Genomic DNA, 26,059 nt, shown 5'->3' with positions numbered 1-26,059 from the left:
GGTTCAGCCCGCCTGACGCAATGACCACGGCCAACCTGCTCGACTTCGATCTGGAAGGACTGGCCGCGTTCTGCGAACGGCTGGGTGAAAAGCGTTTCCGCGCGACTCAGCTCTTCCGCTGGATTCACCAGCGGGGGGCGAGCGAGTTCGTGCACATGACCGATCTGGCCAAGTCGCTGCGCGAGAAGCTCGCGACCAGGGCGCGCGTCGAGGCGCTGCCGGTCATCACGCAGCACGAATCCGCCGATGGCACCATCAAGTGGCTGTTCGACGTCGGTGACGGCAACGCGGTCGAGGCCGTGTTCATTCCCGAGGACGATCGCGGCACGCTGTGCGTGTCGTCGCAAGCCGGCTGCGCGGTCGGCTGCCGTTTCTGCTCCACGGGGCACCAGGGGTTCAGCCGCAATCTCACGACCGGCGAGATCATCGCCCAGTTGTGGTTTGCCGAGCGCTTCCTGCGCAAGCACCTGAAACGTGACGAGCGGGTCATCTCGAACGTCGTGATGATGGGCATGGGCGAGCCGTTGCAGAACTACTCGGCACTGGTGCCGGCGTTGCGCACGATGCTCGACGACAACGCCTACGGCTTGTCGCGCAGGCGCGTGACGGTGTCGACCTCCGGCGTGGTTCCGATGATCGACCGCCTCGGTGGCGACTGCCCGGTCGCGCTGGCGGTCTCGCTCCACGCGCCGAACGACGCGCTGCGCGACGATCTGGTTCCGCTCAATCGCAAGTACCCGATCGCCGAATTGCTGGAAGCCTGCAAGCGCTACCTGGAGCACGCGCCGCGGGACTTCATCACTTTCGAGTACTGCATGCTGGACGGTGTCAACGACCAGCCGGAGCATGCACGTCAACTGGTGGACCTGGTTCGCTCGCAGGGTGTTTCCTGCAAGTTCAACCTGATCCCCTTCAATCCATTTCCCGCATCCGGCCTGTTGCGTTCGCCGCAACCCCGGGTGCTGTCCTTCGCCAAGGTCTTGAGCGAAGCAGGCATCGTCACCACCGTTCGAAAGACGCGTGGCGACGACATCGACGCGGCGTGCGGCCAATTGGCGGGCGACGTCAAGGACCGCACCCACGCGGCCGAGCGCATGGCTCAACGGCGAACCGTCGTTTTGCATCCGGCCCGTACGAAGGCCGTCACATCCACTCCCGAGGAGCAATGATCCGATGAGCAAGGCCTTTCCGACTGCGCAAAAGCTGGTGATGCAGGCGCTCTTTGGCGTTGCGGCCGTGTTTTTGCTGGCCTCCTGCGCCACCAAGGATGGCGCCTCACCGAGCAACGCTCCCAATGCCGCAGCCATCGTGACGGACTCGGACGAAACCAACGCCCGCAAGCGCGCCAAGTTGCGGATCGAATTGGCGATCGGCTACTTCCAGCAGGGCCAGACGACCGTCGCGCTGGACGAGATCAAGCTGGCCCTTGCTGCCGATCCGACCTTTGCCGATGCGTACAACCTGCGCGGCCTTGTCTACATGCGCCTCGACGATGCACCCGCCGCCGAAGACAGCTTTCGACGCGCGATCGCCCTGAACCCGCGCGAGGCCAATGTGCTTCATAACTACGGCTGGCTCCTGTGCCAGCAGAACCGCTATGCCGACGCGCAGCAGCAGTTCAGTGCCGCGCTCGCGGTGCCCAACTACTCGGACCGTGCCAAGACGCTCATGACGCAGGGGGTCTGCCAGTTGAGGGCAGGTCAGCGCGCCGAAGCCGAGCGCAGTCTTACGCAGGCCTATGAGATCGATGCCGGCAATCCGGTGATCGGCTACAACCTGGCGTCCATCCTTGCGCAGCGCGAGGACTGGTCGCGTGCACAGTTTTATATTCGCCGCGTCAACAACAGTCCCTCGGCCAGCGCCGAAACCTTGTGGCTCGGCATCAAGATCGAACGTCAGCTCAACAACCGTGAGGCGATTGCGCAGCTGGCGAGCCAGTTGCAGCGGCGCTTCCCCCAGTCGCGGGAGGCGATTGCGTACGAGCGCGGGAATTTCAATGATTGAGCGGGCGAGTGAATTCGGGGCCTCCGCAGCCGTGCCCCTGGTCGGCGGCGACAGCACTCACATGACGGCCGGCGACATGCTGCGCGAAGCACGGGAGGCGCACGGGCTGCACATCGAGATGGTGGCGGCCGCGCTGAAGGTGTCGCCGCAGAAACTCGCGGCACTCGAGGCCGACGACATCGGAGCCTTGCCGGACCCGGTGTTTGCGCGGGCGCTTGCGGCGAGCGTGTGCAGGGCTTTGCGGATCGATCCGGCGCCCGTGCTGGCCAAGCTGCCGGGTGCCCAGCGTCCGGGTCTCGCGGAGGCCGATCAGACGATCAGCCGGAACCTCCGGTCGGCCGCGCCACGTTCAGGCGCGGGTTCGAACTGGCTGTTGCCTTCGCGACCGCTGTTGATCGTGGTCCTTCTCCTGCTGGCCGGCGCTGCCATCCTCTTCTGGTTGCCGCAGTCGATCTTCGACCGGGTCGGCGCATCGATTGCGCAATTGACCTCTACGGAGGAGAGCGACCCGGCGACCAAGCCGTCGACGGCTTCGCCCGGTCCTTCAGGCACGGCGACCGAGGCCGTCGCACCCGCTGCAGCCCCCATGCCACCGCCCGCGGAAGCCGCCCCGACCGAACCGGCGGTTGCGGCGTCGGATGCAGCCGTCAGCAACGACCTGATCGTGTTCGTCGCGCGCGAGGACTCGTGGATCACCGTGACCGAATCGGGCGGCAAGCAATTGCTGCGGCGTACCGTCAAGGCGGGCGAAACCGTCGCCTTGAATGGCACCTTGCCCTTCCAGGTGGTCGTGGGTCGCGCCTCGGGCGTCGACGTGCGGGTGCGTGGCAAAGCCTTCGACCTTGCGCCCCTCACGCGTTCTGGAGGTGTGGCACGCTTCGAGGTCAAACCCTGAGGCCATACACCATGAGCGACATCATCGACACCATCGGCTGCCTCCCGATCGAACCCGCCGCCCCCAAGGCGCGCCGCTCGCGTCAGGCGAGCGTGGTCTGGGGGCCCCGCATCGTCACCGTGGGTGGCGACGCGCCCGTGCGTGTCCAGTCCATGACGAACACCGACACGGTGGACGCCATCGGCACCGCCATCCAGGTCAAGGAACTGGCGCTTGCCGGATCCGAGATGGTGCGCATCACGGTGAACACGCCCGAGGCGGCGGCGCAGGTGCCGTACATCCGCGAGCAACTCGACCGCATGGGCGTCGACGTGCCGTTGATCGGCGACTTCCACTACAACGGCCACCGGCTGCTCACCGACTACCCGGCCTGCGCCGAGGCGCTCAGCAAGTACCGCATCAATCCGGGCAACGTCGGCAAGGGCGACAAGCGCGATCGCCAGTTCGGCCAGATGATCGACGCGGCCATGCGCTGGAACAAGCCGGTGCGCATCGGTGTGAACTGGGGGAGCCTCGACCAGGAATTGCTGGCCAGCCTGATGGACACCAACAGCCGGCGCGCCGAGCCCTGGGACGCAAAGCAGGTGATGTACGAGGCGCTCGTCACCTCGGCCATCGATTCCGCGAAGCTTGCCGAATCGATGGGCATGCAGGGCAACCAGATCATCCTGAGCTGCAAGGTCAGCGGCGTGCAGGACCTGATCTCGGTCTACCGTGAACTCGCGAAGCGCTGTGACTACACCCTGCACCTCGGCCTGACCGAGGCCGGCATGGGCACCAAGGGCACGGTGGCCTCGGCCACGGCGCTGTCGATCCTGCTGCAGGAAGGCATCGGCGACACGATCCGTGTCTCGCTCACGCCGCAGCCAGGTGAATCGCGCACCCAGGAAGTGCTGATTGCCAACGAGATCCTGCAGGCGCTGGGCCTGCGGGTGTTCGTGCCGAGCGTCACCGCCTGCCCGGGTTGCGGGCGCACGACCAGTACCACTTTCCAGGAACTTGCCAAGCAGATCGACGACTACCTGCGCATGCAGATGCCGGTCTGGCGCACCAAGTACCCGGGCGTCGAGACCATGAAAGTCGCCGTGATGGGCTGCATCGTCAACGGCCCGGGCGAGAGCAAGCATGCCGACATCGGCATCAGCCTGCCCGGCACCGGTGAAGCCCCTGCGGCGCCGGTCTTCATCGACGGCGAGAAGGCGCTCACGCTGCGCGGCGAAAACATCGCCAGCGAGTTCCATCAACTGGTCGAAAACTACATTGAAAAGCGCTTTGGCAGCGAGTCCGCTGCACAGGCCGCCTGATCTCATCCATGGCTGAAAAACTCAGTGCCGTCAAAGGCATGAACGACATATTGCCGCCCGAATCGGCGCGCTGGGAGTGGCTCGAGGCCATCGTGCGCGAATTGATGGCGCGATATGCCTACCGCAACATCCGCACCCCCATCCTCGAGCACACGGCACTGTTCGTGCGCGGCATCGGCGAGGTGACCGACATCGTCGAGAAGGAGATGTACTCCTTCGAGGACAAGCTCAACGGCGAAGCGCTCACCCTGCGGCCCGAGAACACCGCGAGCGTGGTGCGCGCCGTCACCGAGCATTCGCTGCTGTACGACGGCGGCAAGCGGCTCTGGTACATGGGGCCGATGTTCCGTCACGAACGTCCGCAGCGCGGCCGCTATCGCCAGTTCCATCAGATCGGTGCGGAGGCCCTGGGCTTCGCCGGCCCGGACGTCGATGCCGAGCTGATCCTGCTGGCGAGCGCACTCTGGAAGGCACTCGGCCTGACCGATGTGCGCCTCGAACTCAACAGCCTGGGCCAGCCCGCCGAGCGGGCCTTGCACCGGGCGCAGCTGATCGCCCACTTCGAGAAGCACGCCGACCAGCTCGACGAAGATGCCAAGCGCCGCCTGCACACCAACCCGCTGCGCATCCTGGACACCAAGAATCCGGCGATGAAGGACATCGTCCAGTCGGCGCCGAAGCTGATCGACTTTCTCGGTGCCGAGTCCCTGGCGCACTTCGACGGCCTGCGCGCGATCCTGGACGCCAACGGCGTCGGCTACACGATCAACCCGCGCCTGGTGCGCGGCCTGGACTACTACAACCTTTCGGTCTTCGAGTTCGTGACCGATCGGCTCGGCGCCCAGGGCACGGTGTGCGCGGGCGGCCGCTACGACGATCTGATCGTGCAGATCGGCGGCAAGGCCGCTCCGGCGGTCGGATGGGCGCTCGGTGTGGAGCGCGTGCTCGAACTCGTGAAAGAGCAGGGCACGCAGGTTCCGATGCCGGTGCCCGACGTCTACGCCGTGGTGCCCGACACCGCCGCGATGCCTGTCGCGTTGCGCGCCTTGCAGCAATTGCGTGATGCCGGCGTGCGCGCGCAAATGCATGCCGCCACCGCCGACGGACTCGGCAGCTTCAAGTCGCAGTTCAAGAAGGCCGACGCGAGCGGCGCGGCGTATGCACTGATATTCGGTGCCGACGAACTCTCCCGGGGCGAAGTCACCGTCAAGGCGCTGCGCGACGGCAGTGGTGCGCAAAGCACCTGGCCGCTCGCCGATGTGCCCGCCTGGGCCGCCACCCTACAATCCTCGCCTCCCAACAACTGACAGCGCATGGCCACCCATCTCGACCTCGAAGAACAGGAACAGCTCGACCAGCTCAAGCATTTCTGGAACACCTACGGCACCCTGATCACCTGGGTCGTGCTGCTTGCAGCGGGCGCCTTCGTGGCGTGGAACGGCTGGCAGTATTTCCAGCGCACCAAGGCCGTGCAAGCGTCCGCGCTCTATGACGAGGTCGAACGCAGCGCGCAGGCCGGTGACACCGCCCGCATCGAGCGCGCACTCGCGGACATGAAGGACAAGTTCGCCGGCACCGCCTATGCGCAGCAAGCCGGTCTGCTGGCCGCGAAGACCTTGTACGAGAAGGGCAACACGGATGGCTCGCGCGCCGCGCTGACGTGGGTGGCGGAGCACGCAGTCGATCCCGGCTACCAGGCCGTGGCCAGGTTGCGCCTGGCGGCTGAGCTGCTCGAAGCCAAGTCGTATGACGAGGCGCTCAAGCAACTCGCGGCCGATGTGCCCAAGGAATTCGAAGCGCTGGTCGCGGACCGCAAGGGCGACATCTATCTTGCCCAAGGCAAACGCGACGAGGCGAAGGCCGAGTACCAGAAGGCCTGGGCCGCGTTCGAGCCGCGGACCGACTATCGTCGTCTCGTCGAGATCAAGCTCAACGCCGTCGGCGTCGACCCGAAGAGCCTGGCTGCTGCCGGTGCCGCTTCCCCAGCCAAGACCAAACCATGAATTTCAAGCGTTACCTGCCTTCATCGCCCGTTCTGCGAGCAGGCGTTGCAGCGGTACTGATTGCCGCGTTGGCGGCCTGCTCCGGCACTTCGAGGCCCAAGCCTGCCGAGCTTCCTGCCAATCCGGCGCTGATGGGCGTGCGCCAAGCCTGGAACGTGCGCATTCCGGCAGTGGAATTTCCGTTGTCGACCAGCGTCAACGGGGATCTCGTCGCGGTCGCCAGCAGCGACGGCACGGTGGCCGTGATCGATGCGCGCGCCGGCCAGGAAGTGTGGCGCGCCAAGGTCGGCGAGCCACTGGCAGCCGGCGTGGGCAGCGACGGGTCGATGGTTGCCGTCGTGACGGCCAACAGCGAACTCGTCGCCCTGCAAGGCGGCAAGGTGCTGTGGAAGCAGCGCCTGACGGCTCAAGCCTATACGCCGCCGCTGGTGGCTGGGCGCCGCATCTTCGTTCAGGCCGCCGACCGCACGACCAGCGCATGGGACGCGCAGAGCGGTCGCCGCCTCTGGGCGCAGCAGCGCCCGGCAGAGAACCTGGTTCTGAAGAAGCCCGGTGTGCTCCTCGCCGTGGGCGACACGCTGGTGACCGGAGTGGGCGGCCGGCTGGTCGGCATCAATCCCGCCAACGGCACCTCGCGCTGGGAGTCGCCTATTGCCGCGCCGCGCGGAACCAACGACGTCGAGCGCCTGGTCGACCTGACCGGCTCCGTGAGCCGCGTCGGCGACGTTGTCTGCGCACGCGCCTACTACGCCACCGTGGGTTGTGTCGATGCCGCGCGTGGTGCGCTCCTTTGGACCAAGCCGGCCGTTGGCGCCGATGGCCTGGGTGGTGATGACCGCTACGTCTTTGGCACCGAAGACAACGGCACCGTCATCGCATGGCGCCGTGCCGACGGCGAACGCGCATGGCAGCAAGCCGATCTGCTCAAGTACCGCGTGCTGACCGCACCGCTCGCGGTCGGCCGCTCGTTGATCATCGGCGACAGCACCGGCTTGGTGCACGTTCTGTCTCGCGAGGACGGTTCCCCGCTGAATCGCCTCACCCCCGATGGATCGGCCATCGTCGCAACGCCGGTTCTGGCGGGCAATACGGTCGTGGTCGTCACCCGCAATGGCGGCGTGTTCGGCTTTCGGCCAGAGTAATCACGTGAAAGGACGCCTTCAATGAAGCCGGTCATTGCACTGGTCGGGCGTCCCAACGTCGGCAAGTCAACCCTTTTCAACCGCCTGACGCAGACGCGCGACGCCATCGTCGCCGACTTTGCGGGCCTGACGCGGGACCGCCACTATGGCAACGGCCGCCAGGGCAAGCGCGAATTCATCGTGATCGACACCGGCGGCTTCGAGCCGGACGCGGGCAGCGGCATCTTCAAGGAGATGGCCAAGCAGACGCGCCAGGCCGTGGCAGAAGCCGACGTGGTCATCTTCGTGGTGGACGCGCGCGAAGGCCTGTCGGCCCAGGATCACGACATCGCGAACGAACTCCGCCGGCTCGGCAAGCCTTGCGTGCTCGTGGCCAACAAGGCCGAAGGCATGCACGACGGCACCAAGCTGGTCGACTTCTACGAACTGGGCTTCGGTGAGGTGCATGGCGTTTCCGCGGCGCACGGGCAGGGGATTCGTGGCCTGGTCGAACTGGCGCTCGCGCCTCTCAACCTTCCCGAGGAAGACGAGGACGAGGAAGAGGAGGCCAACAAGGCGATCAAGCTGGCTGTGGCCGGCCGTCCCAACGTCGGCAAGTCGACGCTGATCAACACCTGGCTCGGCGAAGAGCGGCTGGTCGCCTTCGACCTGCCGGGCACCACGCGCGATGCCATCATGGTGCCGTTCGAGCGCAACGGCCAGCGTTTCGAGCTGATCGACACGGCTGGGCTGCGCCGCAAGGGCAAGGTGTTCGAGGCGATCGAGAAGTTCTCGGTGGTCAAGACGCTCCAGGCCATCGAGTCCGCGAACGTGGTCCTCCTGCTGCTCGACGCGACGCAGGGGGTGACCGATCAGGATGCGCACATCGCCGGCTATATCCTCGAAAGCGGCCGCGCGGTCGTGATCGCCATCAACAAATGGGATGCGGTGGACAGCTACCAGCGCGAACAGATCCAGCGCCAGATCGAGACACGCCTGCCGTTCCTGAAGTTTGCGGCGCTGCACTTCATTTCGGCCGTCAAGCGCCAGGGGCTGGGCCCGGTCTGGCAGGCCATCGTGCAGGCCCACAAGTCCGCGACGCGCAAGATGTCGACGCCAGTGCTGACGCGCCTGTTGCTGGAAGCGGTGCAGTTCCAGGCCCCCAAGCGTTCCGGAATGTATCGGCCAAAGATGCGTTACGCCCACCAGGGCGGCATGAATCCGCCGGTGATCGTTATTCATGGCAACTCGCTGGAACACGTCACCGACGCCTACAAGCGCTTTCTGGAAGGTCGTTTCCGCAAGGAATTCGATTTGGTCGGCACGCCCTTGCGCATCGAACTCAAGACCTCGCACAATCCGTACGCCGACAAGGACGAGTGACCGCTCGTCTTGCGGCTTGACCGCCAATAGCCTCCGAAGACCCGCGTGGACAGCCGAAGTTCCGGCTTTTAACTGCCGTTTTTTTCAAGGCCATTGGACTTTCTTGCTGCAGCGCGGAATCGCTGTGTTAAGGTGACCGGTCCAACAACTACTCTTGAACACGGAGAATATCGTGAGCAATAAAGGGCAACTTCTACAAGACCCCTTCCTGAACACCTTGCGTCGTGAGCACGTGCCGGTTTCGATCTACCTGGTCAACGGCATCAAGCTGCAAGGCCAGATCGAGTCGTTTGACCAGTACGTCGTGTTGCTTCGCAATACGGTGACCCAGATGGTCTACAAGCATGCCATCTCCACCATCGTGCCGGGTCGGGCCGTCAACTTCTCGGCTGCCGAGAACGACGACACTGCCGCCTGAACGGCATGAAGCGCGGCGGTTCGTCCGTCGCGCTTTTTCCAATTTGATTCCGCTTGTCTGAACTGATCCCCCGCAAGGAAGGCGCCGTCGTTCTTGTCGGCGTGGACTTCGGGCTGCCCCATTTCGACGGCGAACTCGAGGAACTCGGACTGCTCGCGCAGACTGCGGGCCTGGAGCCGGTCGCTCGCCTAGTGTGCAAACGCAAGGCGCCCGACGCGGCATTGTTCGTCGGAAGCGGCAAGGCCGATGAAATCCGCGAACTCGCCGAACTGCACCGCGCGAGCGAAGTCGTCTTCGACCAAGCTCTGAGCCCGGCGCAGCAGCGCAACCTCGAGCGCCAGCTCGGTGTCGCGGTCTATGACCGCACCTTCCTCATCCTCGAAATCTTCGCCCAGCGTGCGCGCTCGCACGAGGGCAAGCTGCAGGTCGAACTGGCCAGGCTGCAATACCTGAGCACGCGTCTCGTGCGCCGGTGGTCCCACCTGGAGCGTCAGCGCGGTGGCATCGGGACGCGCGGCGGCCCCGGCGAAACGCAGATCGAACTCGACCGCCGCATGATCGGCGAAGCCATCAAGCGCACGCGCGAACGGCTCGCCAAGGTGCAGCGGCAGCGCGGCACCCAGCGGCGTCAGCGCGAACGTCGCGACACCTTCAACATCTCGCTGGTCGGCTACACCAATGCCGGCAAGTCCTCGTTGTTCAATGCGTTGGTCAAGGCTCGCGCCTATGCGGCCGACCAGCTCTTCGCGACGCTCGACACCACGACACGCCATCTGTATCTCGGCGACGCACGCCGGAAGGTGTCGATCTCCGACACCGTCGGCTTCATCCGCGACCTGCCTCACGGCTTGATCGACGCCTTCAAGGCCACCCTGCAGGAGGCCGTCGATGCGGACCTGCTGCTGCACGTGGTGGACGCATCCAACCCCCATCATCCCGAACAAATGGCCGAAGTGCAGGCCGTGCTCAAGGACATCGGCGCCGACACGGTGCAGCAACTCCTGGTGTTCAACAAGCTCGACGCACTTGAAAGCACGCAGCACCCCCTGCATCTCCAGGACGAGATCGACGTCGACGGTGTGCAGGTGCCTCGCATCTTCCTGAGCGCCCATACCGGCGAAGGCGTTCCGCTGTTGCGCGCCGAACTCGCACAACGATCGCGTCTGCTGACTGAGGACATGACCCCAGAAGCCGGCGCCGAATTGCACGATGCCGCCCACTGATTGGGCACAATCCCCGTCACTGACTCAAGAACAGAATCGAATGAATGCAAAGCCAGTGTGGAGACGGTTTTCCGGCATGTTCAACCTGAACGATGGCCGGTGGGGCCGGGGTGACGACTCCTCGTCGAACGGCGACCGTCCCGCCGCCAACCGTCCGGACGGCGAGCCTCCCGCTCCGCCGCCTTCGGGCAACAACAATCGCCCCCGGGGCCAGGGCCCGAACCAGGGGCCGCCGGACCTCGACGAACTGTGGCGCGACTTCAATCGCAAGCTCGGCGGCCTCTTTGGCGGCGGGCGTGGCGGCGGCGACAACAACCGACCGAACGGCGGTAATGGCGGCGGCCTCAAGCCCGACATGAAGAATGCAGGCTTCGGCCTGGGGCTGGTCGCCGCGGTCGCGGTCCTGATCTGGCTGGGCACCGGCTTCTTCATCGTGAACGAAGGCCAGCAGGCCGTGATCACGCAATTCGGCCGCTACAAGGCGACCGTCGGCGCCGGTTTCAACTGGCGGCTGCCGTATCCGATCCAGCGCCACGAAATTGTCGTCACCACGCAGATCCGCTCGGTGGACGTTGGCCGCGACACCATCGTGCGCTCGACCGGCCTGCGCGAATCCGCCATGCTGACCGAGGACGAGAACATCGTCGAAATCAAGTTCGCCGTGCAGTACCGCCTGAGCGACGCCCGCGCCTTCCTGTACGAGAGCAAGTCTCCGGCCGATACCGTGGTGCAGGTGGCCGAGACGGCCGTGCGCGAAGTGGTCGGCAAGATGCGCATGGATGCCGCGCTCGCCGACGAGCGCGACCAGATCGCGCCTCGAGTCCGCACGCTGATGCAGACCATCCTCGATCGCTACAAGGTCGGCGTCGAAGTCGTCGGCATCAACCTGCAGCAGGGTGGGGTGCGTCCGCCCGAGCAGGTGCAGGCAGCATTCGACGATGTGCTCAAGGCTGGCCAGGAGCGCGAGCGGACCAAGAACGAAGCACAGGCGTATGCCAATGACGTGGTTCCGCGTGCGACCGGCACCGGCTCGCGCCTCAAGGAAGAATCCGAGGCCTACAAGGCTCGGATCGTTGCGCAGGCGCAAGGTGACGCGCAGCGCTTCAGTTCAGTGCTTTCCGAATACCAGAAGGCGCCACAGGTCACGCGAGACCGCATGTACACCGATGCGATGCAGCAGATCTACAGCAGCACGACCAAGGTGCTGATCGACTCGAAGCAGAACTCGAACCTGCTCTACCTGCCGCTCGACAAGCTGATGCAGATGTCTGGCCAGAACGCCGCCGGCACGCCGGTGGACGCTGCCAATCCCAATGTCGCCGGTACCGCCGCGCCACAGTCGTCGGTGATCCCGGTGGTGCCATCCGCAGGTGATGCCCGTGCCCGCGATGGCCGCTCGCGCGATCGCGACGTGCGCTGAGGACACAAGAATATGAACAGAATCGGATTCATCGTCTCGTCGGTCCTGGTCGCGCTTGCGCTGCTGAGCTCGACCCTCTTCGTGGTCGACCAGCGCCAGTTCGGCGTGGTGTACGCGCTCGGGCAGATCAAGGAAGTCATCACCGAGCCGGGGTTGAACTTCAAGCTCCCGCCGCCGTTCCAGAACGTGTCGTACATCGACAAGCGCCTGTTGACGCTGTCGAGCCTCGATCCCGAGCCCATGCTCACTGCGGAGAAGCAGCGTGTCGTGATCGACTGGTATGTGCGCTGGCGCATCAGCAACCCGTCCGAGTACATCCGCAACGTCGGGCTGGATGAGAACGCCGGCGCCGTGCAGCTCAACCGCGTGGTTCGCAATGCGTTCCAGGAGAACATCAACAAGCGAACCGTGCGCGACCTGATCTCGGTGCGACGCGAAGCCGTCATGTCCGACGTGCAGCGCGAGGTGCTCGCGGTGGTCAAGGGCGCCAAGCCATGGGGCGTCGACGTCGTCGACGTGCGCATCACGCGGGTCGACTATGTCGAGGCGATTACCGAATCGGTCTACCGCCGCATGGAGGCCGAGCGCAAGCGCGTCGCCAATGAACTGCGTTCGACCGGTTTCGCCGAGGGCGAAAAGATCCGCGCCGACGCCGACCGCCAGCGCGAGGTGATCGTGGCCAATGCCTACCGCGATGCCCAGAAGATCAAGGGCGAGGGCGACGGCCGTGCCGCCAGCATCTACGCCGACGCCTTCGGGCGCGATCCGCAGTTTGCGCTGTTCTACCGCAGCCTCGATGCCTACAAGCAAAGCTTCAACAAGAAGAGCGACGTGATGGTCCTGGATCCGTCATCGGACTTCTTCAAGTCGATGCAGAGTTCCGGCTCGACGAGCAACACGCCGCGCCGCTGAGGATGACAGCGCCCCCGCCTGACGCCAGCTGAGATCGTGGACGTCGATACGTTCTGGAGCGCGCTGGCGCTCGTTCTGGTGATCGAGGGGCTGCTGCCTTTCCTCTCACCGGGCGGCTGGCGGCGGGGTTTTGGCCAACTCATGCAGCTGCGCGATGGGCAGCTGCGCTTCTTCGGTCTCTGCAGCATTCTTTTGGGCTTGGCGCTCCTCTGGCTATTGGGGTGACGCGGTCCCGGTAGAATCCCGGTTTAACCACGCCCCCGATCCCCATGTCCGCCTGGGTCCTCCCGGATCACATTGCCGATGTGCTGCCTTCCGAGGCGCGCCACATCGAAGAACTTCGACGCGAACTGCTCGATACCGCCCGTGGCTATGGCTACGAGCTGGTCATGCCGCCGCTGCTCGAGCACCTGGAATCCCTGCTGTCCGGCACGGGCGAGGCGCTCGGCCTGCAAACCTTCAAGCTGGTCGACCAGTTATCGGGGCGCAGCATGGGCTTGCGCGCCGACACCACGCCGCAGGTCGCGCGCATCGATGCCCACCTGCTCAATCGCAAGGGCGTGACCCGCCTCTGCTATTGCGGTCCGGTCCTGCACACCCGCCCCGACCGTCCTCACGCGACGCGTGAGCCGCTCCAGTTCGGCGCCGAAATCTACGGGCACGCCGGGCTCGAAGCCGATACCGAAACCCTGCGCCTGGCACTCGATTGCCTGCGCGCCGCCGGCGTCACCGGGCCCGCACAGAGCCCGGTCATCGTCGATCTGGCCGATGCGCGTATCGTGCGCTCGCTGTTTGCCGGCGTGCCGGCGGACGCCGCGGTCCTTGCGCGGGTGCATGCAGCCCTGGTGGCCAAGGATGCGAGCACGTTGCGCCAGCTCACGGTCGATTTCCCTGCGCCTTCCCGTGAAGGCCTGCTGGCGCTCGTCGAGCTGTACGGCGACGTTTCGGTGCTCGATGAGGCCGCCAAGGCCTTGCCGGATTCGGCGGGCGTGCGCGCCGCGCTGTCCGACCTGAAGCAACTGGCCGCACATCTCGACGGCGCTCGCGTCAGCTTCGATCTGGCCGACTTGCGTGGCTACGCTTACTACAGCGGCATGCGCTTCGGCATCTACACCGAGGGCGCCAGCGACGCCCTGGTCCGTGGCGGCCGCTACGACGAGGTCGGGGCTGTGTTCGGCCGCAACCGTCCGGCCGTGGGCTTCAGCCTCGACGTCCGCGAACTGGTCGGCGTCCTGCCCGCAAGGCCCCTGCGCGCCGCGATCCGCGCGCCATGGAGCGACGCGGACGCCCTCAACAAGACCATCGCCGCCCTGCGCGGCGAAGGCGAAACCGTCGTGTGCGTCCTGCCTGGCCACGACAGCGAAATCGACGAATTCCATTGCGACCGCGAGCTCGTCGAGCGCGACGGCCAATGGCGCGTGCAAGCCATCTGAATCCTGAAAAGCGAAAAATCATGAGCGTAACCACCGGAAGAAACGTGGTCGTCGTCGGAACCCAGTGGGGCGACGAAGGCAAGGGCAAATTGGTCGACTGGCTGACCGAAAGCGCGCAGGGCGTCGTGCGCTTCCAGGGCGGCCACAACGCCGGCCACACACTGGTCATCAACGGCGTCAAGACGGCGTTGCACCTGATCCCCAGCGGCATCATGCGGCCGGGCGTCAAGTGCTACATCGGCAATGGCGTGGTGCTGTCGGCCGGCAAGCTGTTCGAGGAAATCGAAGGGCTGGAGAAGGCCGGTGTCGAGGTCCGTTCGCGGTTGCGCATCAGCGAGGCCTGCCCGTTGATCCTGCCGTTCCACGCGGCACTCGACATTGCGCGCGAGGCCTACCGCGAAAAGGGCGGCATCGAGAAGATCGGCACCACCGGCCGCGGCATCGGGCCGGCCTACGAGGACAAGATTGCCCGCCGCGCCCTGCGCGTGCAGGACCTGAAGCACCCCGAGCGCTTCGCCACCAAGTTGCGCGTTCTGCTCGACCTTCACAACCACGTGCTGACGCAGGTGCTGAGCGCGCCGGCCATCGACTTCGACACCGTCTACGACGAGGCGATGCGTCACGCCGAACTGCTCAAGCCCATGATGGCCGACGTGTCGCGCGAACTCAACGACGCGAACCGTGCTGGCGCCAACCTGCTGTTCGAAGGTGCGCAGGGCACCTTGTTGGACGTCGACCACGGCACCTATCCGTACGTCACCTCCAGCAACTGCGTGGCCGGCAATGCGGCGGCAGGGTCCGGCGTCGGGCCGGGCATGCTGCACTACATCCTCGGCATCACCAAGGCCTACTGCACGCGCGTCGGCGGCGGCCCCTTCCCCACCGAACTCGACTGGGAAAAGCCGGGAAGCGTGGGCTATCACCTGAGCACCGTCGGTGCGGAAAAGGGCGTGACCACGGGCCGCAGCCGCCGCTGCGGCTGGTTCGACGCCGCGCTGCTGAAGCGCTCGGCCCAGGTCAATGGCCTGAGCGGCCTGTGCATCACCAAGCTCGACGTGCTCGACGGGCTCGAGGAACTGCAGCTGTGCACCGGCTACCAGCTCGACGGCGAATACACCGACATCCTGCCCTTGGGCGCCGATGAGATCGAGCGCTGCACGCCCGTCTACGAGAAGCTCGAGGGCTGGACCGAGAGCACGGTGGGCGTCACGCAATACGACAAGCTCCCCATCAATGCGCGCCTATATTTGCAGCGCATCGAGCAGGTCACGGGCGTGCCGATCCACATGGTGTCGACGAGCCCTGATCGCGATCACACCATCATGATGCGCCACCCCTATTTGGCCGACTGACCTTTCACCCGCAGGAGACGAATTTTCATGTTGACCGAAGACGGCAAGCACCTTTACGTCAGCTACGACGAGTACCACAACCTGATCGAGAAGCTCGCGATCAAGGTGTACCAGTCGGGCTGGCAGTTCGACACCATCCTGTGCCTGGCGCGCGGCGGCATGCGCCCCGGCGACGTGCTCTCGCGCATCTTCGACAAGCCCTTGGCGATCATGTCGACCAGCTCGTACCGCGCCGACGCCGGCACGATCCAGGGGCATCTCGACATCGCGCGCTACATCACCACGCCCAAGGGCGAAATCGCAGGCAAGGTTCTGCTGGTGGACGACCTCGCGGATTCCGGTCACACGCTCCATGCCGTGGTCGAGAACCTCAAGAGCAGCTACAAGCCCATCACCGAACTGCGCAGTGCCGTGATCTGGACCAAGGCGCTTTCGACCTTCACGCCGGACTATTCGGTCGAGTTCCTGCAGACCAATCCGTGGATCCACCAGCCTTTCGAGGGCTACGACTCGCTCGGCGCCGAGAAACTGATGGAGAAGTGGTCGGTCTGAAGGCGCCCGGCCTTCGTGCTCATTTGAGCAATTCGGTATAGCGCCGCTGCATCTCGTCCGTCGCCACGTCCTCGATGCTGTGGCCGACATTCCAGCGGTGACCGAAGGGGTCGAAGAACGAGCCTGAGCGCTCGCCGTAGAACTGGTCCTGCGGCGCCATGTGCAGCGTGGCTCCAGCCTTGAGCGCACGCTCGACCACCGCGTCCGCATCGTCGACGTGCAGATGCAGGGTGACAGGCGTGGCGCCGATCGCCCTGGCGCCGCGGATTCCATATTCCGGAAACTCGTCGCACAGCATCAGCGTGGTGCTGCCGAATTCCAGCTCCGCGTGCCCGATGCGGCCGCTGGGTTCGGTCAGCCTGAACTTCTCCTTCGCGCCGAACACTTCGCCATAGAAGGCGATGGCCGCGGCCGTGTCGTGCACGCAGAGATAGGGGAATAGCTCGTGGATGGTCATCGAAGCGTCCTCATCAAAGGTCTGCAGCGATTCTGGGCTTGCGGAGGCGGGGCGTCTTGAACGAAATTGACCTCAGGCACGCACGTGATTCGGCGAACTGGGTGAAGCCCGGCGATAGGCCTGCGGCGTCATGCCAGTGATCTGAAGGAAGTCGCGATTGAAATGCGGCTGGTCGCTGTAGCCTGCCTGGAGGGCGAGTTCGGCCCAGGGCAGGGCGCCCGAACCGGGTTCTTCGGCCATCACCCGCTGGAACCGCAGGACGCGTTCGAGCCGCTTGGGCGGGAGCCCGGCGGCGTCCCGGAACAAGGCGATGAAACGCCGATGGCTGTATCCGCTCGCATCCACCAGATCGCTCACCGCGGCGCCGCGCCCCAGTCCAAGCAGCGCCTGTGCGACGGCCGGGTGCATGGCGCGCGGCAGCGGCCTCAATCGCTCGTTCAGCAAGACTTCGAGGAGGGTCAGGCGGGCTCCAGGCGAGCTCGCTGCGTGCAGCCGCTCCAGCGCCTCGGACGCCTGTGCGCCCCAGAGCGCGTCCAGTGGCGTGTGGCGCTCGGCCAACTCGTCCGCCGGCACGCCGAACAAGGCCCGCGCCGCACCCGGCCGAAGTTGCACGCCGACTGATCGGGCGGCGACGGACACATCGCGCGCATAGAAGGCAGATCGGGCGCCGCCCACGATGGCGAAGCCCACCGTGTATCCGACCGAATCCGCCCCATCGGCAAAGAGGCGGAGCGGCGGCCCCGACAGCCGGAACACGAGATGCATGTCACCCGTCGGCAACACGTGTTCGCGCACGGACACCCGGCCGGCATCCTGGCCGACCGCACCAGGATCGGCGGCCCACATCGTCCGGACGAAAGGCCGCAGCGAAGGGCCGGGTGCGCGCATCAGCAGCATCCGTGCATTGTGTGCCGACCCGGCGATCGGGTCGACTAGCATGGAGGCATGCGAAAGCCCATCACCGACCTGATCCACCATCCGTACACCCCCCCTGCGAACTTCGCGGCACCCCAGCGCGGCGTGTACAAGGCCTCCACCGTGTTCTTCGCCGACGTCGCCGCGATGCGCGCGCGAGACTGGAAGACCAAGGCCGGCTACACCTACGGCCTGCACGGGACACCCACCACCTTCACGCTCGAAGAGCGCCTCGCCACGCTGGAAGGCGGCAGCGAGTGCCTGCTGGTGCCCAGTGGCCTCGCGGCGATCGCGCTCGTCTGCTTCGCGTTGCTCAAGGCCGGTGACGAGGTGCTGATCCCCGACAACGCCTACGGCCCCAACAAGGCGCTGGCAAACGGCGAACTGGCAAATTTCGGCATCACCCATCGGCTCTACGACGCGATGAATCCGGCGGACCTCGCCGCCAAGCTGTCGAGCCGGACCAAGCTGGTCTGGGTGGAGGCCGCCGGCTCGGTCACGATGGAATTCCCGGACCTGCCCGCACTCGTGGGCGTCTGCCGCGCGCGCGGCGTCATCACCGCACTCGACAACACCTGGGGGGCAGGGCTGGCCTTCGCACCTTTCGATTTCAACGGCAGCGGGCAGGGCGTCGACATCTCCATCCAGGCGCTCACCAAGTACCCCAGCGGCGGCGGCGACGTGCTGATGGGCAGCGTGGTGACGCGCGACGAGCGCCTGCATCGCGCGATCAAGCTCACGCACATGCGCATGGGGTTCGGCATCGGCGTCGGCGATGTGGAGACCCTCTTGCGTTCTCTGCCCAGCATCGCGTTGCGCTACCAGGCGCACGACCGCAGCGCGCGCGAACTGGCCCGCTGGCTCGAAGGCCGAGCCGAGATCGCGCAAGTGCTGCACCCCGCGCTCGAAGGCTCGCCGGGTCATGCGCACTGGCTGAGGCTCTGCGGCGCCACCGACCTGGCGGCCGGCCTGTTCTCGGTGGTGTTCGACGACCGCTATGGCACCGAACAGGTCGACCGCTTTTGCGACAGCCTGGAACTTTTCCGGCTCGGCTATTCGTGGGGCGGGCCGATCAGCCTGGTCGTGCCTTATGACATCGGCCTCATGCGCGACGCGAGCGTTGCCAAGTGGCCGCACAAGGGCACGCTGGTTCGGTTTTCGATCGGTCTGGAGGACGCGGAAGACCTGCGCGCCGACCTCGAACAGGCCTTCGCGGCGCTCTGAGAGCCGGCGGTTATCGCGTACAGTCTGACCACGCGCAGTCACCCTGACTGCCTCGCCCGAAGGAGAAGCAGTGGCAACACCAAATTACGGCTATGAAAAGCGCCAGAAGGAACTGGCAAAGAAGAAGAAAAAGGAAGACAAGCTGAGGGAGAAAGCCAACCGCAAGCTCATGCCCAGCAGCGATGGGCTCGCCCCGGGCGATCCGGAAACCGACGTGGCCTCGCTGGAACGCGACCCGCCGACCGTTCCGGAACTGCCCACCAAGAACGGCTGAGCCGTTTTCATCAACGATCAAGAAGAAGCCGCCGCGGCCCGGGCCTGCGGCGGCTTTTTGTTTGGGTCGCCAGTCCGCTACTTGGGCAGCAGCTTGCGCAGCGTCGGCCACACGTTGTCGAGCATGCGCGGTTGCGCGGCCGCCGTCGGATGGATCCGATCCGCCTGGAACAGCATGGCCGCATCCGGACTATCGGCCACCCCCTTGAGCAGGAAGGGCACGAGCGGTGCCTTGGTCGCGCCTGCCACCTTGGCGAAGAGCGCCTCGAAGCGCCGGGTGTAGTCGCTGCCGTAATTGGGCGGCACCTGGATTCCCACGATCAGCACCTGGGCGCCCGCGGCCTGCGCGGCCTTGGTCATCTGCAGCAGGTTGTCTTCGGTGCTTGCCAGCGGCAGGCCGCGCAATGCGTCGTTCGCGCCCAGTTCGAGCACCACATGCGTCGGCTGATGCTGCGTGAGCAGGTTGGGCAGCCGCGCCCGGCCGCCGGACGTGGTGTCGCCGCTGATGCTGGCGTTGATCACGGTGGCCGTGACCTTCTGGTCGGCGAGGCGTTTTTCCAGCAGTGGCACCCAGCCGTCTCCGCGCTTGAGGCCGTATTCGGCCGAAAGCGAATCGCCGAGGATCAGGATCACGGGCTTTCTGGCGGTCGCGGCCTGGGCCTGCGCCGCGATCCATGACCCCCCGCTGCCGACCAGCGCGCCGCTCAAGATAAAGTGACGTCGATTCACCACGACAAACCTTTCAATGTCCTCAATCCAAACCGATGGCCGCTCCGAACCCATTGTGGCCGTCGAGCATGTCTTCAAGTCCGTCACCGACTCCACCGGAACGCTGGACATTCTGCAGGACATCCATTTCACGCTGGGCGCGAAAGAGACGGCTGCCATCGTCGGCGCTTCAGGCTCGGGCAAGAGCACGCTGCTGTCGATCGTCGCGGGCCTGGACACGCCCACGCGCGGCACCGTGAAGCTCGCCGGGGAGGATCTGTTCGCGATCGACGAAGACGAGCGTGCGGCCCTGCGCGCCCAGAAGGTCGGCTTCGTGTTCCAGAGTTTCCAGCTGCTCGGCAACCTGAGCGCGCTCGAAAACGTGATGCTGCCACTCGAACTGGCCGACCGCAAGGATGCGCGCAAGGCCGCGACCGAGATGCTCGGCCGCGTCGGCCTGGGCCAGCGGCTGGGCCACTACCCCAAGGTGCTCTCCGGCGGCGAGCAACAGCGGGTGGCGCTGGCACGCGCTTTTGTCGTACAACCCGCATTGCTGCTGGCTGACGAGCCAACAGGCAGTCTCGACTTTGCAACGGGCGAGCAGGTGATGAAACTGATGTTTGATCTCAACCGCGAACTGGGCACGACCCTCGTGCTCGTCACGCACGACCGGGGTATTGCCGAGCGGTGCGAGCGGCGGATCACGATCGAGGCCGGCCGCGTGGCGCTCGACGGTCACGGCGCCTGAGCGCTTTTTCGGACGGCGGGCCGCACGGGCGGCCTCCACGCATCGCAAGGGGACATTGCCATGCAGAAGCCGCGACCCGGTATCGACGAGGAAGACGACACGGCCTTCGGCGGGCTGGCGCCCCGCAGCGGGCCTCCGACCGGCGTTCATCATCATCCGCGGCGAAGTAAGGCCAGCAGATGGATCGCTGCGGTCGTGGCAGCGGTCGTGGTCTTGCTGATCCTGCTCTACATCACCAATCGGCTCTGAAGGCTGTACGGCCGGCCGGGGGCTCGATAATCCCCCGATGTCTTCCCCCAAAGTGATCTTCGGCTTTCACGCCGTGGGCGTGCGTATCAAGACCGCGCCGAAATCGGTGATCGAGGTGCTCTTCGACGCCAGCCGGCGCGACGCACGCATGCGGCAGTTCGTCGCCCGTGCCCAGGAGGCCGGTGTCCGCCTGATCGAGGCCGATGGCTTGCGCCTCGCCAAGCTCGCCGGCAGCCATGGCCATCAGGGCGTGGTCGCACGCGTAGAGCCCATTCCCCAGACCCATTCGCTTGACGAACTGCTCGAAGGCCTCGAAGCCGCCGGCACCGTGCCTCTGCTGCTGGTGCTCGACGGCGTGACCGATCCGCACAATCTCGGCGCCTGCCTGCGCGTCGCCGACGGCGCGGGCGCGCATGCGGTGATCGCTCCCAAGGACCATGCGGCCGGCATCAACGCGACCGTGGCCAAGGTGGCGAGCGGCGCGGCCGAGACGGTGCCGTACTTCATGGTGACGAATCTCGCGCGCACCCTCGGCGAACTCAAGGAACGCAACATCTGGTGCGTGGGCACCAGCGACGACGCACCCGGCACGCTCTACCAGTGCGACCTGAAGCGTCCGCTGGCGATGGTGCTCGGCGCCGAGGGCGAGGGCATGCGGCAACTCACGCGCAAGACCTGCGACGAGTTGGTGAGCATCCCGATGGCCGGTGCAGTCGAAAGCCTCAACGTGTCGGTGGCGAGCGGCGTGTGCCTCTACGAGGCGATGCGCCAGCGGCTGGGCTGAGATCGATTCGGGCGGTTTCGATGGAGCCGACGCTCACCTACAACCCGCATCCCTCCACGCCGCGGGTTCGGCTGCCGGCCGGCGCTTGCGACGCGCACGTCCACGTGTTCGGGCCGTCGAGGCGTTTCCCCTTCGCGGAAGGCCGCGGGTTCACGCCGGCCGATGCCCCCAAGGAAACCCTGTTCGCGCTGCACCGGCACCTTGGCATCGAGCGCTGCGTGATCGTGCAGTCGCTCTGCCATGGACACGACAACCGCGTGGTGGAGGACGCCATCGCGGCCGGCGGTGGCAACTATCTTGGCGTGGCACTGCTCCCGCTCGACGTGGCTGACGACGAACTGGCGCGGCTGGCGTCCGTCGGCTTCCGGGGCGTGCGCTTCAATTTCGCGAGGAATTCGCACGCCGGATTCGACGTGGAAAGCGTCGTCGCGTTCAGCCGCCGCCTGGAACCGCTGGACATGCACTTGCAGGTGCACTTCGAACGAGGCCTGATCCACGAACTCGCGCCGCCGCTGGCGCGCAGTGCCGTGCCGGTGGTGATCGACCACATGGCACGCGTGGACGCCTCGGCAGGCACCGCGCATCCTGACTTCCTCGCGCTGCACGCGCTGATGCAAGATCCGTTGTTCCGGGTCAAGGTGAGCGGCGTGGACCGCATTTCACGTGCGACGGACTATGCCGACGGCGTGGCGATCGCGCAGAGGCTCGTTCGCGACTTCCCGGAGCGCTGTTTCTGGGGCACCGACTGGCCGCATCCGCTTCATGACCATGTTCCCGACGACGGCGTTCTCGTCGATGCCCTGTCGCGCATCGCGCCCGATCCCGAACTGCGCGAACGCCTGCTGGTACACAACCCGCAAGACTTCTATCGTTTCGGCGGAGGTTGACGGGGACCGGACGTCCGCTCGGATTCGGCTTACCAGTGGAACCCGATGCCTGCGCCGACGCCGACATTGCCGCGCGTGTTGACCGTCCCGGACAGCTTGGTGACCCAGCGGCCGCTGTCGGCCACCTTGGAGATGCCGACGGCAACGGCCGATTCGCCATCCATGTTGCTCACCGCGGCGGAAGCCATGCCCCTGCCCGGGATGATTGACTGCGGCAGGTTGGCAACAGCCATCGACGAGGCGGCGGCTGCGTTGGAGTCGCGCCGTGCCCTCCCGATTTCGGCCTGCACCTGGCCGATGGCCTGATCCGTGTAGGCGCGGGAACTCTCGACGGCCGTATCGAGCTGCCGCTTGTTGACCGCGTCGGTCGCCATCACCGCATCCGCCACGTTGGCGATCGCACGCTCGTTGCCGGCCGAACCGACAGATACCGTGTTCTCGCGATTGCCGGTCGTCGAGCCCGCGCCGAGCGCCACGCTGTTGTTGGCCGAAGCCGCGGCACCCGCACCGAGGGCGGCGGCGTTGTCGCCGGTAGCCACTGCCGGGGCGTCACCCGTCGTGGCCAGTTGCGCGTTCGGTTCGCCGGAGACGATCACCTTCTCGACCACCGTCTGGGTCGTGCCCGAGCCCTTGTTGTTGATGTTGCCCGCCAGGCCCTGCAGCGCCTCGTTGACGCTGCCGTAGGTGGTGTCGTTGACGGTGTACGTCGGCGCAGTGATGCTTCCATCTGCTGCAACGGTCGAGCCGCCTCCCAGCGCGTTGGCTACCGAGTTGCTGACGCCATACAGCTGGCTGCCGTTGACGGCGTCGACGCTGGTCGCGTTGACCGCGCCCGCGGCCACGCCGGTGAGGACACGCGAGCCGGCCGTACCGGCGAAATCCACCGTCGCGCCGTCGGTGCCCCTGGCGACCGTGATGTCGCGCGTCGTCTCGTCCTGCTGCACCAGGCCCAACGAACCGCTGTTCACGCTGTGGGTGAGTTCGTCGATGCTCTGGGAGTTCGCCGTCGTGCGGTCGTCGAGATTGGTGATCGCATCACCTACGCTGTGGACCGTCGTGCCGCCCACCGAGAAGTTCGGTGCGCTGAGGCTGCCATCCGGCTGCACCTTCGAATCACCGCCCAGGGCATTGGCCACCGAGGTGCTCATGCCGAACAACTGGCCGCCGTTGACGGCTTCCTTGCTGTCCTGGAGAACTGCGCCGTTCGCGACGCCGGTGAGCGTGCGAGCCTTCGCGTCCTTGTCGCTGAAATCGACGATCGTGCCGTCGGTGTCCCTGGCCACCGTGATGCTGCGCGTCGTCGCATCCTGCTTGACCAGGCCCACTTCGCCGTTGTTCAAGCTGTTCTGCAGGCTGTTGATGTCGCTCGTGTTCTGGGTCACGCGGCCGTCGAGGTTCGACACATCGCCCTGGATGGTGGTGATGTTGCCTTCGGCCACGCCGATGCGCTCGTTGGTTGCGAACAGCTGCGAGCCGTTCACGGCCTCGGTGCTGTCGGCAGCCAATGCACCGTCCTTCACGCCGCTGAGCGTGCGGTCGCCGTCCATGCCGGCGATGTTCACCGACGTGCCAGCCTTGTCGGCTGCCACCGTGATGGCCTTGGTCGTCGCATCCTGCTTGACCAGGCCGACTTCGCCGTTGTTCAAGCCGTTCTGCAGGTTGGTGAAGTCGGTCGTGTTCTGGGTCACGCGGCCGTCCAGGTTCGTCACATCGCCTTGGAGGCTGGCGATGTCGGTCGCGTTCTGCGCAGTGCCGTCATCCAGTCTGCTGATCGCCGCGCCCACGTCGCCTACTGTCGTACCGCCCACGGAGTAGCTCGGTGCGGTGATGGTGCCGTCCGGGTTGTAGGTCGCGCCGCCGCCCAGCGCCGTTGCCGTGCTGATGCCGATGTTGTCGGACTTGATGGCTTCCGACTGCAACTGGCTGACGTTCACGGCGTCCGTGGCTGCAGCGCCGGCCGCCACATTCGTGACACGACGCTCCGCGCCCGCGGCGCCCACCGACACTTCTCCGTTCGCCGCCGATGCGATGCCTGACACCGCCGTCGCGCCCGGCCGGTAGGCCGGCGCGGCCAGATCGGCCGTCGTGGTCGAGCCGTTGCCCAGCGCAACGGAATTGTCCGAGGCAACGGCATTGCGGCCCACCGCCACCGCATTCACGCCGGTGGCCTGGGCGCCGGAGCCGAGCGCCGTCGCGCCGTCGGACAGCGCCTTGGCATCCGTGCCGAAGGCAGACGCGCTGATGCCGATGGCCTGGGACGAGTTGCCGATCGCCGAACTGCGATTGCCGTTGGCCTGGGACGCCTCGCCGATCGACAGCGTGGCTTGCCCGAGCGCTTTGGCGCCGGAGCCGATGGCGATGGCCGAATAGTCGCCCCCAGTGGCACCTTGCGCGTTGGCGGCAGTACCTAGCGCGATCGAACCGGCTCCCGATGCAACCGCATCACCGCCGACGCCGTCGACGATCTTGAGGTTCTCCAGACTGTAGTCCGCTGCTTGCGCTGCGCCGCCGAAGGAAACGATGCCGGCGATCAGTGCAGTCGCAAGAACACGGCCGGAGGATTTCTTGCCCCGGGCTTTGCTGATTTCGGCTGCGGCAACAAAAGTGCCGGTTTCTTCGCACCAAACGCTTTTGAAAGTCTTGTTCATGATTTCTTCCTGGATAAGAAAATTGCAAATAAACAATTGACCGACAAGTCAATTGGGAAGCCGAAATTCGCACTTGGTACTGGCACCCGCGGTTGTGAAGACGATGAACGTTGGGTCGCGCGGCCGCGCTCGACTGGGAGCCCACTTTGAATTCACCGCATCCAATTGAATGGAATTTGATAAATCAAAAGAACTACTAATTCGGATGAATGGACTGTAGAAGTTCCGCTGCACGGGCGGAATACGAATAGTCTGAGAAGACTGCAAGAACAGTCACGGGGCCCGCTTGGAAAGCGCCTTCGTGAATTGCTTCACGGTTGGCGCGGCGCGGGACCATGGAATCGCTATTGCGCGGGCCGAGCGATATGCCCGCGCAGGGAGGCCTCAGGGGACCTAGAGCAGAGCGAAGAAGCGCATCACCACTTGCGCCGGATGCCGCACGCCGACGCCGACGAACATGCGTTCGCCGATCCAGCGAAGGGTCGGCGAGGAGGTTTCGAAACGCGGGTTGCAGCGGAAGTAGATCTGCGCAGGATCCACAGGCTCACCGCGCAAGAGTTTCGCCATCGCCTCCGGCGGCGCGGCGCGAACCGCATGGTTCTGGACATAGATCAGATCACCCGCATCGGTCTCGAGCCCATAGCGGGCATCGAGTTCGGACAGGGTGTCGCTGACGATCAACTGGAAGTCGGTACCGCCCGGAATGACCCGCGCTGTCCAGCCGTTGCCGCGCGCCGAACCACCGGTGATCGGCACGAGTCTGCGCATGCCGCGTGGCCCTTGGCTCAGCACCTGCGGCGCGCCGACTTCGACTTGGAGGTCGGCGAAATAGTCGAGCGATGGCGGGGCGAGCGGGTCGGTCGGATTCATCCGCCGAGCGTAACGCCCTTGGCGCCATTTGGGATCAGGAAGGATCCTTGCCGCGGGTGCGTCCCACCGCGCTGAAGATCCCGATGCCAAGCACGATCAGCGTTCCGATACCGATATAGAGCGTCGGTACGCCGGCGACCGACGCACCCCAGATCAGGCCGGCCAGGAAGATCAGGAAGCCGATCATGTAGAGGGCAAAAGACATGTTCTCTCTCCGAAACTGCAAGTCGGGCCAGTCTGCATGGCCCGATTTGCTGCTGCGGCGGTCTGTGCCGC

At 65.7% G+C, this 26,059-nt stretch carries 28 protein-coding genes; 22 read left to right on the top strand and 6 right to left on the bottom strand.

Annotated elements, in window-relative coordinates; genetic code table 11:
* The first annotated feature begins 20 nt into the window (after positions 1–20).
* The 16 genes from rlmN (at position 21) to QTH90_RS05735 (ending at position 16,020) form a co-directional block, all read left to right on the top strand.
* Entirely contained in the window at positions 21–1,169 is a 1,149-nt protein-coding gene (gene rlmN, locus QTH90_RS05810; protein WP_286663558.1) for a dual-specificity RNA methyltransferase RlmN, read from the top strand.
* A gap of 4 nt (positions 1,170–1,173) precedes the next feature.
* Positions 1,174–2,004, top strand: a complete 831-nt coding sequence (gene pilW, locus QTH90_RS05805) for a type IV pilus biogenesis/stability protein PilW (RefSeq protein WP_286663557.1) — start codon at positions 1,174–1,176, stop codon at positions 2,002–2,004.
* Positions 1,997–2,899, top strand: coding sequence for a helix-turn-helix domain-containing protein (locus QTH90_RS05800; RefSeq protein WP_286663556.1), 903 nt, complete (start codon positions 1,997–1,999; stop codon positions 2,897–2,899). Before pilW ends, QTH90_RS05800 begins: the two co-directional genes overlap by 8 nt.
* A gap of 11 nt (positions 2,900–2,910) precedes the next feature.
* Positions 2,911–4,203, top strand: a complete 1,293-nt coding sequence (ispG, locus tag QTH90_RS05795; protein ID WP_286663555.1) for a flavodoxin-dependent (E)-4-hydroxy-3-methylbut-2-enyl-diphosphate synthase — start codon at positions 2,911–2,913, stop codon at positions 4,201–4,203.
* A gap of 8 nt (positions 4,204–4,211) precedes the next feature.
* Positions 4,212–5,510 (top strand): histidine--tRNA ligase, encoded by a 1,299-nt coding sequence (hisS, locus tag QTH90_RS05790; RefSeq protein ID WP_286663554.1) that lies wholly within the window; start codon positions 4,212–4,214, stop codon positions 5,508–5,510.
* A 6-nt stretch (positions 5,511–5,516) separates the two neighbouring features.
* Complete coding sequence (locus tag QTH90_RS05785; RefSeq protein ID WP_286663553.1) at positions 5,517–6,206, top strand: YfgM family protein; 690 nt, start codon at positions 5,517–5,519, stop codon at positions 6,204–6,206.
* Positions 6,203–7,348 (top strand): outer membrane protein assembly factor BamB, encoded by a 1,146-nt coding sequence (gene bamB / locus QTH90_RS05780; RefSeq protein WP_286663552.1) that lies wholly within the window; start codon positions 6,203–6,205, stop codon positions 7,346–7,348. The genes QTH90_RS05785 and bamB overlap by 4 nt, the downstream gene beginning before the upstream one ends.
* A gap of 21 nt (positions 7,349–7,369) precedes the next feature.
* Positions 7,370–8,710 carry a ribosome biogenesis GTPase Der gene (der, locus tag QTH90_RS05775; protein ID WP_286663551.1) on the top strand — a complete coding sequence of 447 codons (1,341 nt, stop codon included), beginning with the start codon at positions 7,370–7,372 and terminating at the stop codon, positions 8,708–8,710.
* Positions 8,711–8,882: 172 nt separating this feature from the next.
* Positions 8,883–9,128: an RNA chaperone Hfq gene (hfq, locus tag QTH90_RS05770; protein ID WP_093123058.1), complete on the top strand. Its 246-nt coding sequence runs from the start codon at positions 8,883–8,885 to the stop codon at positions 9,126–9,128.
* A 53-nt stretch (positions 9,129–9,181) separates the two neighbouring features.
* Entirely contained in the window at positions 9,182–10,351 is a 1,170-nt protein-coding gene (hflX, locus tag QTH90_RS05765) for a GTPase HflX (RefSeq protein ID WP_286663550.1), read from the top strand.
* Positions 10,352–10,427: 76 nt separating this feature from the next.
* Positions 10,428–11,771, top strand: coding sequence for an FtsH protease activity modulator HflK (gene hflK, locus QTH90_RS05760; protein ID WP_286663549.1), 1,344 nt, complete (start codon positions 10,428–10,430; stop codon positions 11,769–11,771).
* Between the two features lie 12 nt (positions 11,772–11,783).
* Complete coding sequence (hflC, locus tag QTH90_RS05755; protein ID WP_286663548.1) at positions 11,784–12,683, top strand: protease modulator HflC; 900 nt, start codon at positions 11,784–11,786, stop codon at positions 12,681–12,683.
* Positions 12,684–12,719: 36 nt separating this feature from the next.
* Positions 12,720–12,908 (top strand): DUF2065 domain-containing protein, encoded by a 189-nt coding sequence (locus tag QTH90_RS05750; RefSeq protein WP_286663547.1) that lies wholly within the window; start codon positions 12,720–12,722, stop codon positions 12,906–12,908.
* A gap of 44 nt (positions 12,909–12,952) precedes the next feature.
* Positions 12,953–14,116: an ATP phosphoribosyltransferase regulatory subunit gene (locus tag QTH90_RS05745; RefSeq protein ID WP_286663546.1), complete on the top strand. Its 1,164-nt coding sequence runs from the start codon at positions 12,953–12,955 to the stop codon at positions 14,114–14,116.
* A gap of 20 nt (positions 14,117–14,136) precedes the next feature.
* On the top strand, positions 14,137–15,468 hold the full coding sequence (locus tag QTH90_RS05740; protein WP_286663545.1) for an adenylosuccinate synthase: 1,332 nt from the start codon (positions 14,137–14,139) through the stop codon (positions 15,466–15,468).
* A 27-nt stretch (positions 15,469–15,495) separates the two neighbouring features.
* Positions 15,496–16,020: a phosphoribosyltransferase gene (locus QTH90_RS05735; RefSeq protein WP_286568368.1), complete on the top strand. Its 525-nt coding sequence runs from the start codon at positions 15,496–15,498 to the stop codon at positions 16,018–16,020.
* 19 nt (positions 16,021–16,039) lie between these two features.
* On the opposite strand, the gene QTH90_RS05730 is transcribed toward QTH90_RS05735, so the two are convergent.
* A complete protein-coding gene (locus QTH90_RS05730) occupies positions 16,040–16,477 on the bottom strand; it encodes a VOC family protein (RefSeq protein WP_286663544.1) in 438 nt (145 codons plus the stop codon).
* 72 nt (positions 16,478–16,549) lie between these two features.
* The gene (locus QTH90_RS05725) at positions 16,550–17,365 is read right to left on the bottom strand and encodes a helix-turn-helix domain-containing protein (protein WP_286663543.1); all 816 of its coding nucleotides are present in this window, start codon (positions 17,363–17,365) and stop codon (positions 16,550–16,552) included.
* Between the two features lie 57 nt (positions 17,366–17,422).
* On the opposite strand from QTH90_RS05725, the gene QTH90_RS05720 reads away from it, so the two are divergent.
* Together QTH90_RS05720 and QTH90_RS05715 are read left to right on the top strand one after the other, a co-directional pair.
* Positions 17,423–18,616: a cystathionine beta-lyase gene (locus QTH90_RS05720; protein WP_286663542.1), complete on the top strand. Its 1,194-nt coding sequence runs from the start codon at positions 17,423–17,425 to the stop codon at positions 18,614–18,616.
* A gap of 70 nt (positions 18,617–18,686) precedes the next feature.
* Entirely contained in the window at positions 18,687–18,890 is a 204-nt protein-coding gene (locus tag QTH90_RS05715) for a hypothetical protein (RefSeq protein WP_286507677.1), read from the top strand.
* Between the two features lie 77 nt (positions 18,891–18,967).
* On the opposite strand, the gene QTH90_RS05710 is transcribed toward QTH90_RS05715, so the two are convergent.
* Positions 18,968–19,618, bottom strand: a complete 651-nt coding sequence (locus tag QTH90_RS05710; RefSeq protein WP_444814676.1) for an arylesterase — start codon at positions 19,616–19,618, stop codon at positions 18,968–18,970.
* A gap of 16 nt (positions 19,619–19,634) precedes the next feature.
* On the opposite strand from QTH90_RS05710, the gene QTH90_RS05705 reads away from it, so the two are divergent.
* The 4 genes from QTH90_RS05705 to QTH90_RS05690 are packed head-to-tail and all read left to right on the top strand — an operon-like array spanning position 19,635 to position 22,265.
* Positions 19,635–20,345: an ABC transporter ATP-binding protein gene (locus QTH90_RS05705; protein ID WP_286663540.1), complete on the top strand. Its 711-nt coding sequence runs from the start codon at positions 19,635–19,637 to the stop codon at positions 20,343–20,345.
* Between the two features lie 60 nt (positions 20,346–20,405).
* Positions 20,406–20,594 (top strand): hypothetical protein, encoded by a 189-nt coding sequence (locus QTH90_RS05700; protein WP_286663539.1) that lies wholly within the window; start codon positions 20,406–20,408, stop codon positions 20,592–20,594.
* 37 nt (positions 20,595–20,631) lie between these two features.
* Complete coding sequence (gene rlmB / locus QTH90_RS05695; protein WP_286663538.1) at positions 20,632–21,378, top strand: 23S rRNA (guanosine(2251)-2'-O)-methyltransferase RlmB; 747 nt, start codon at positions 20,632–20,634, stop codon at positions 21,376–21,378.
* 20 nt (positions 21,379–21,398) lie between these two features.
* On the top strand, positions 21,399–22,265 hold the full coding sequence (locus QTH90_RS05690; protein ID WP_286663537.1) for an amidohydrolase family protein: 867 nt from the start codon (positions 21,399–21,401) through the stop codon (positions 22,263–22,265).
* A 29-nt stretch (positions 22,266–22,294) separates the two neighbouring features.
* Here the strand turns inward: QTH90_RS05690 and QTH90_RS05685 are convergent, their stop codons facing one another.
* The 3 genes from QTH90_RS05685 to QTH90_RS05675 form a co-directional block, all read right to left on the bottom strand.
* Positions 22,295–24,913 (bottom strand): YadA-like family protein, encoded by a 2,619-nt coding sequence (locus QTH90_RS05685; protein ID WP_286663536.1) that lies wholly within the window; start codon positions 24,911–24,913, stop codon positions 22,295–22,297.
* Positions 24,914–25,306: 393 nt separating this feature from the next.
* A complete protein-coding gene (locus QTH90_RS05680) occupies positions 25,307–25,783 on the bottom strand; it encodes a DUF3237 domain-containing protein (RefSeq protein WP_286663535.1) in 477 nt (158 codons plus the stop codon).
* Positions 25,784–25,817: 34 nt separating this feature from the next.
* Positions 25,818–25,988 (bottom strand): hypothetical protein, encoded by a 171-nt coding sequence (locus QTH90_RS05675; RefSeq protein ID WP_286597997.1) that lies wholly within the window; start codon positions 25,986–25,988, stop codon positions 25,818–25,820.
* Between the last annotated feature and the right edge of the window lie 71 nt (positions 25,989–26,059).

Origin of the sequence: Variovorax flavidus (assembly GCF_030317145.1) — a bacterium.
GTDB classification, from domain to species: domain Bacteria; phylum Pseudomonadota; class Gammaproteobacteria; order Burkholderiales; family Burkholderiaceae_C; genus Variovorax; species Variovorax flavidus.
This window is presented reverse-complemented; position numbering and strand designations above follow the sequence as displayed.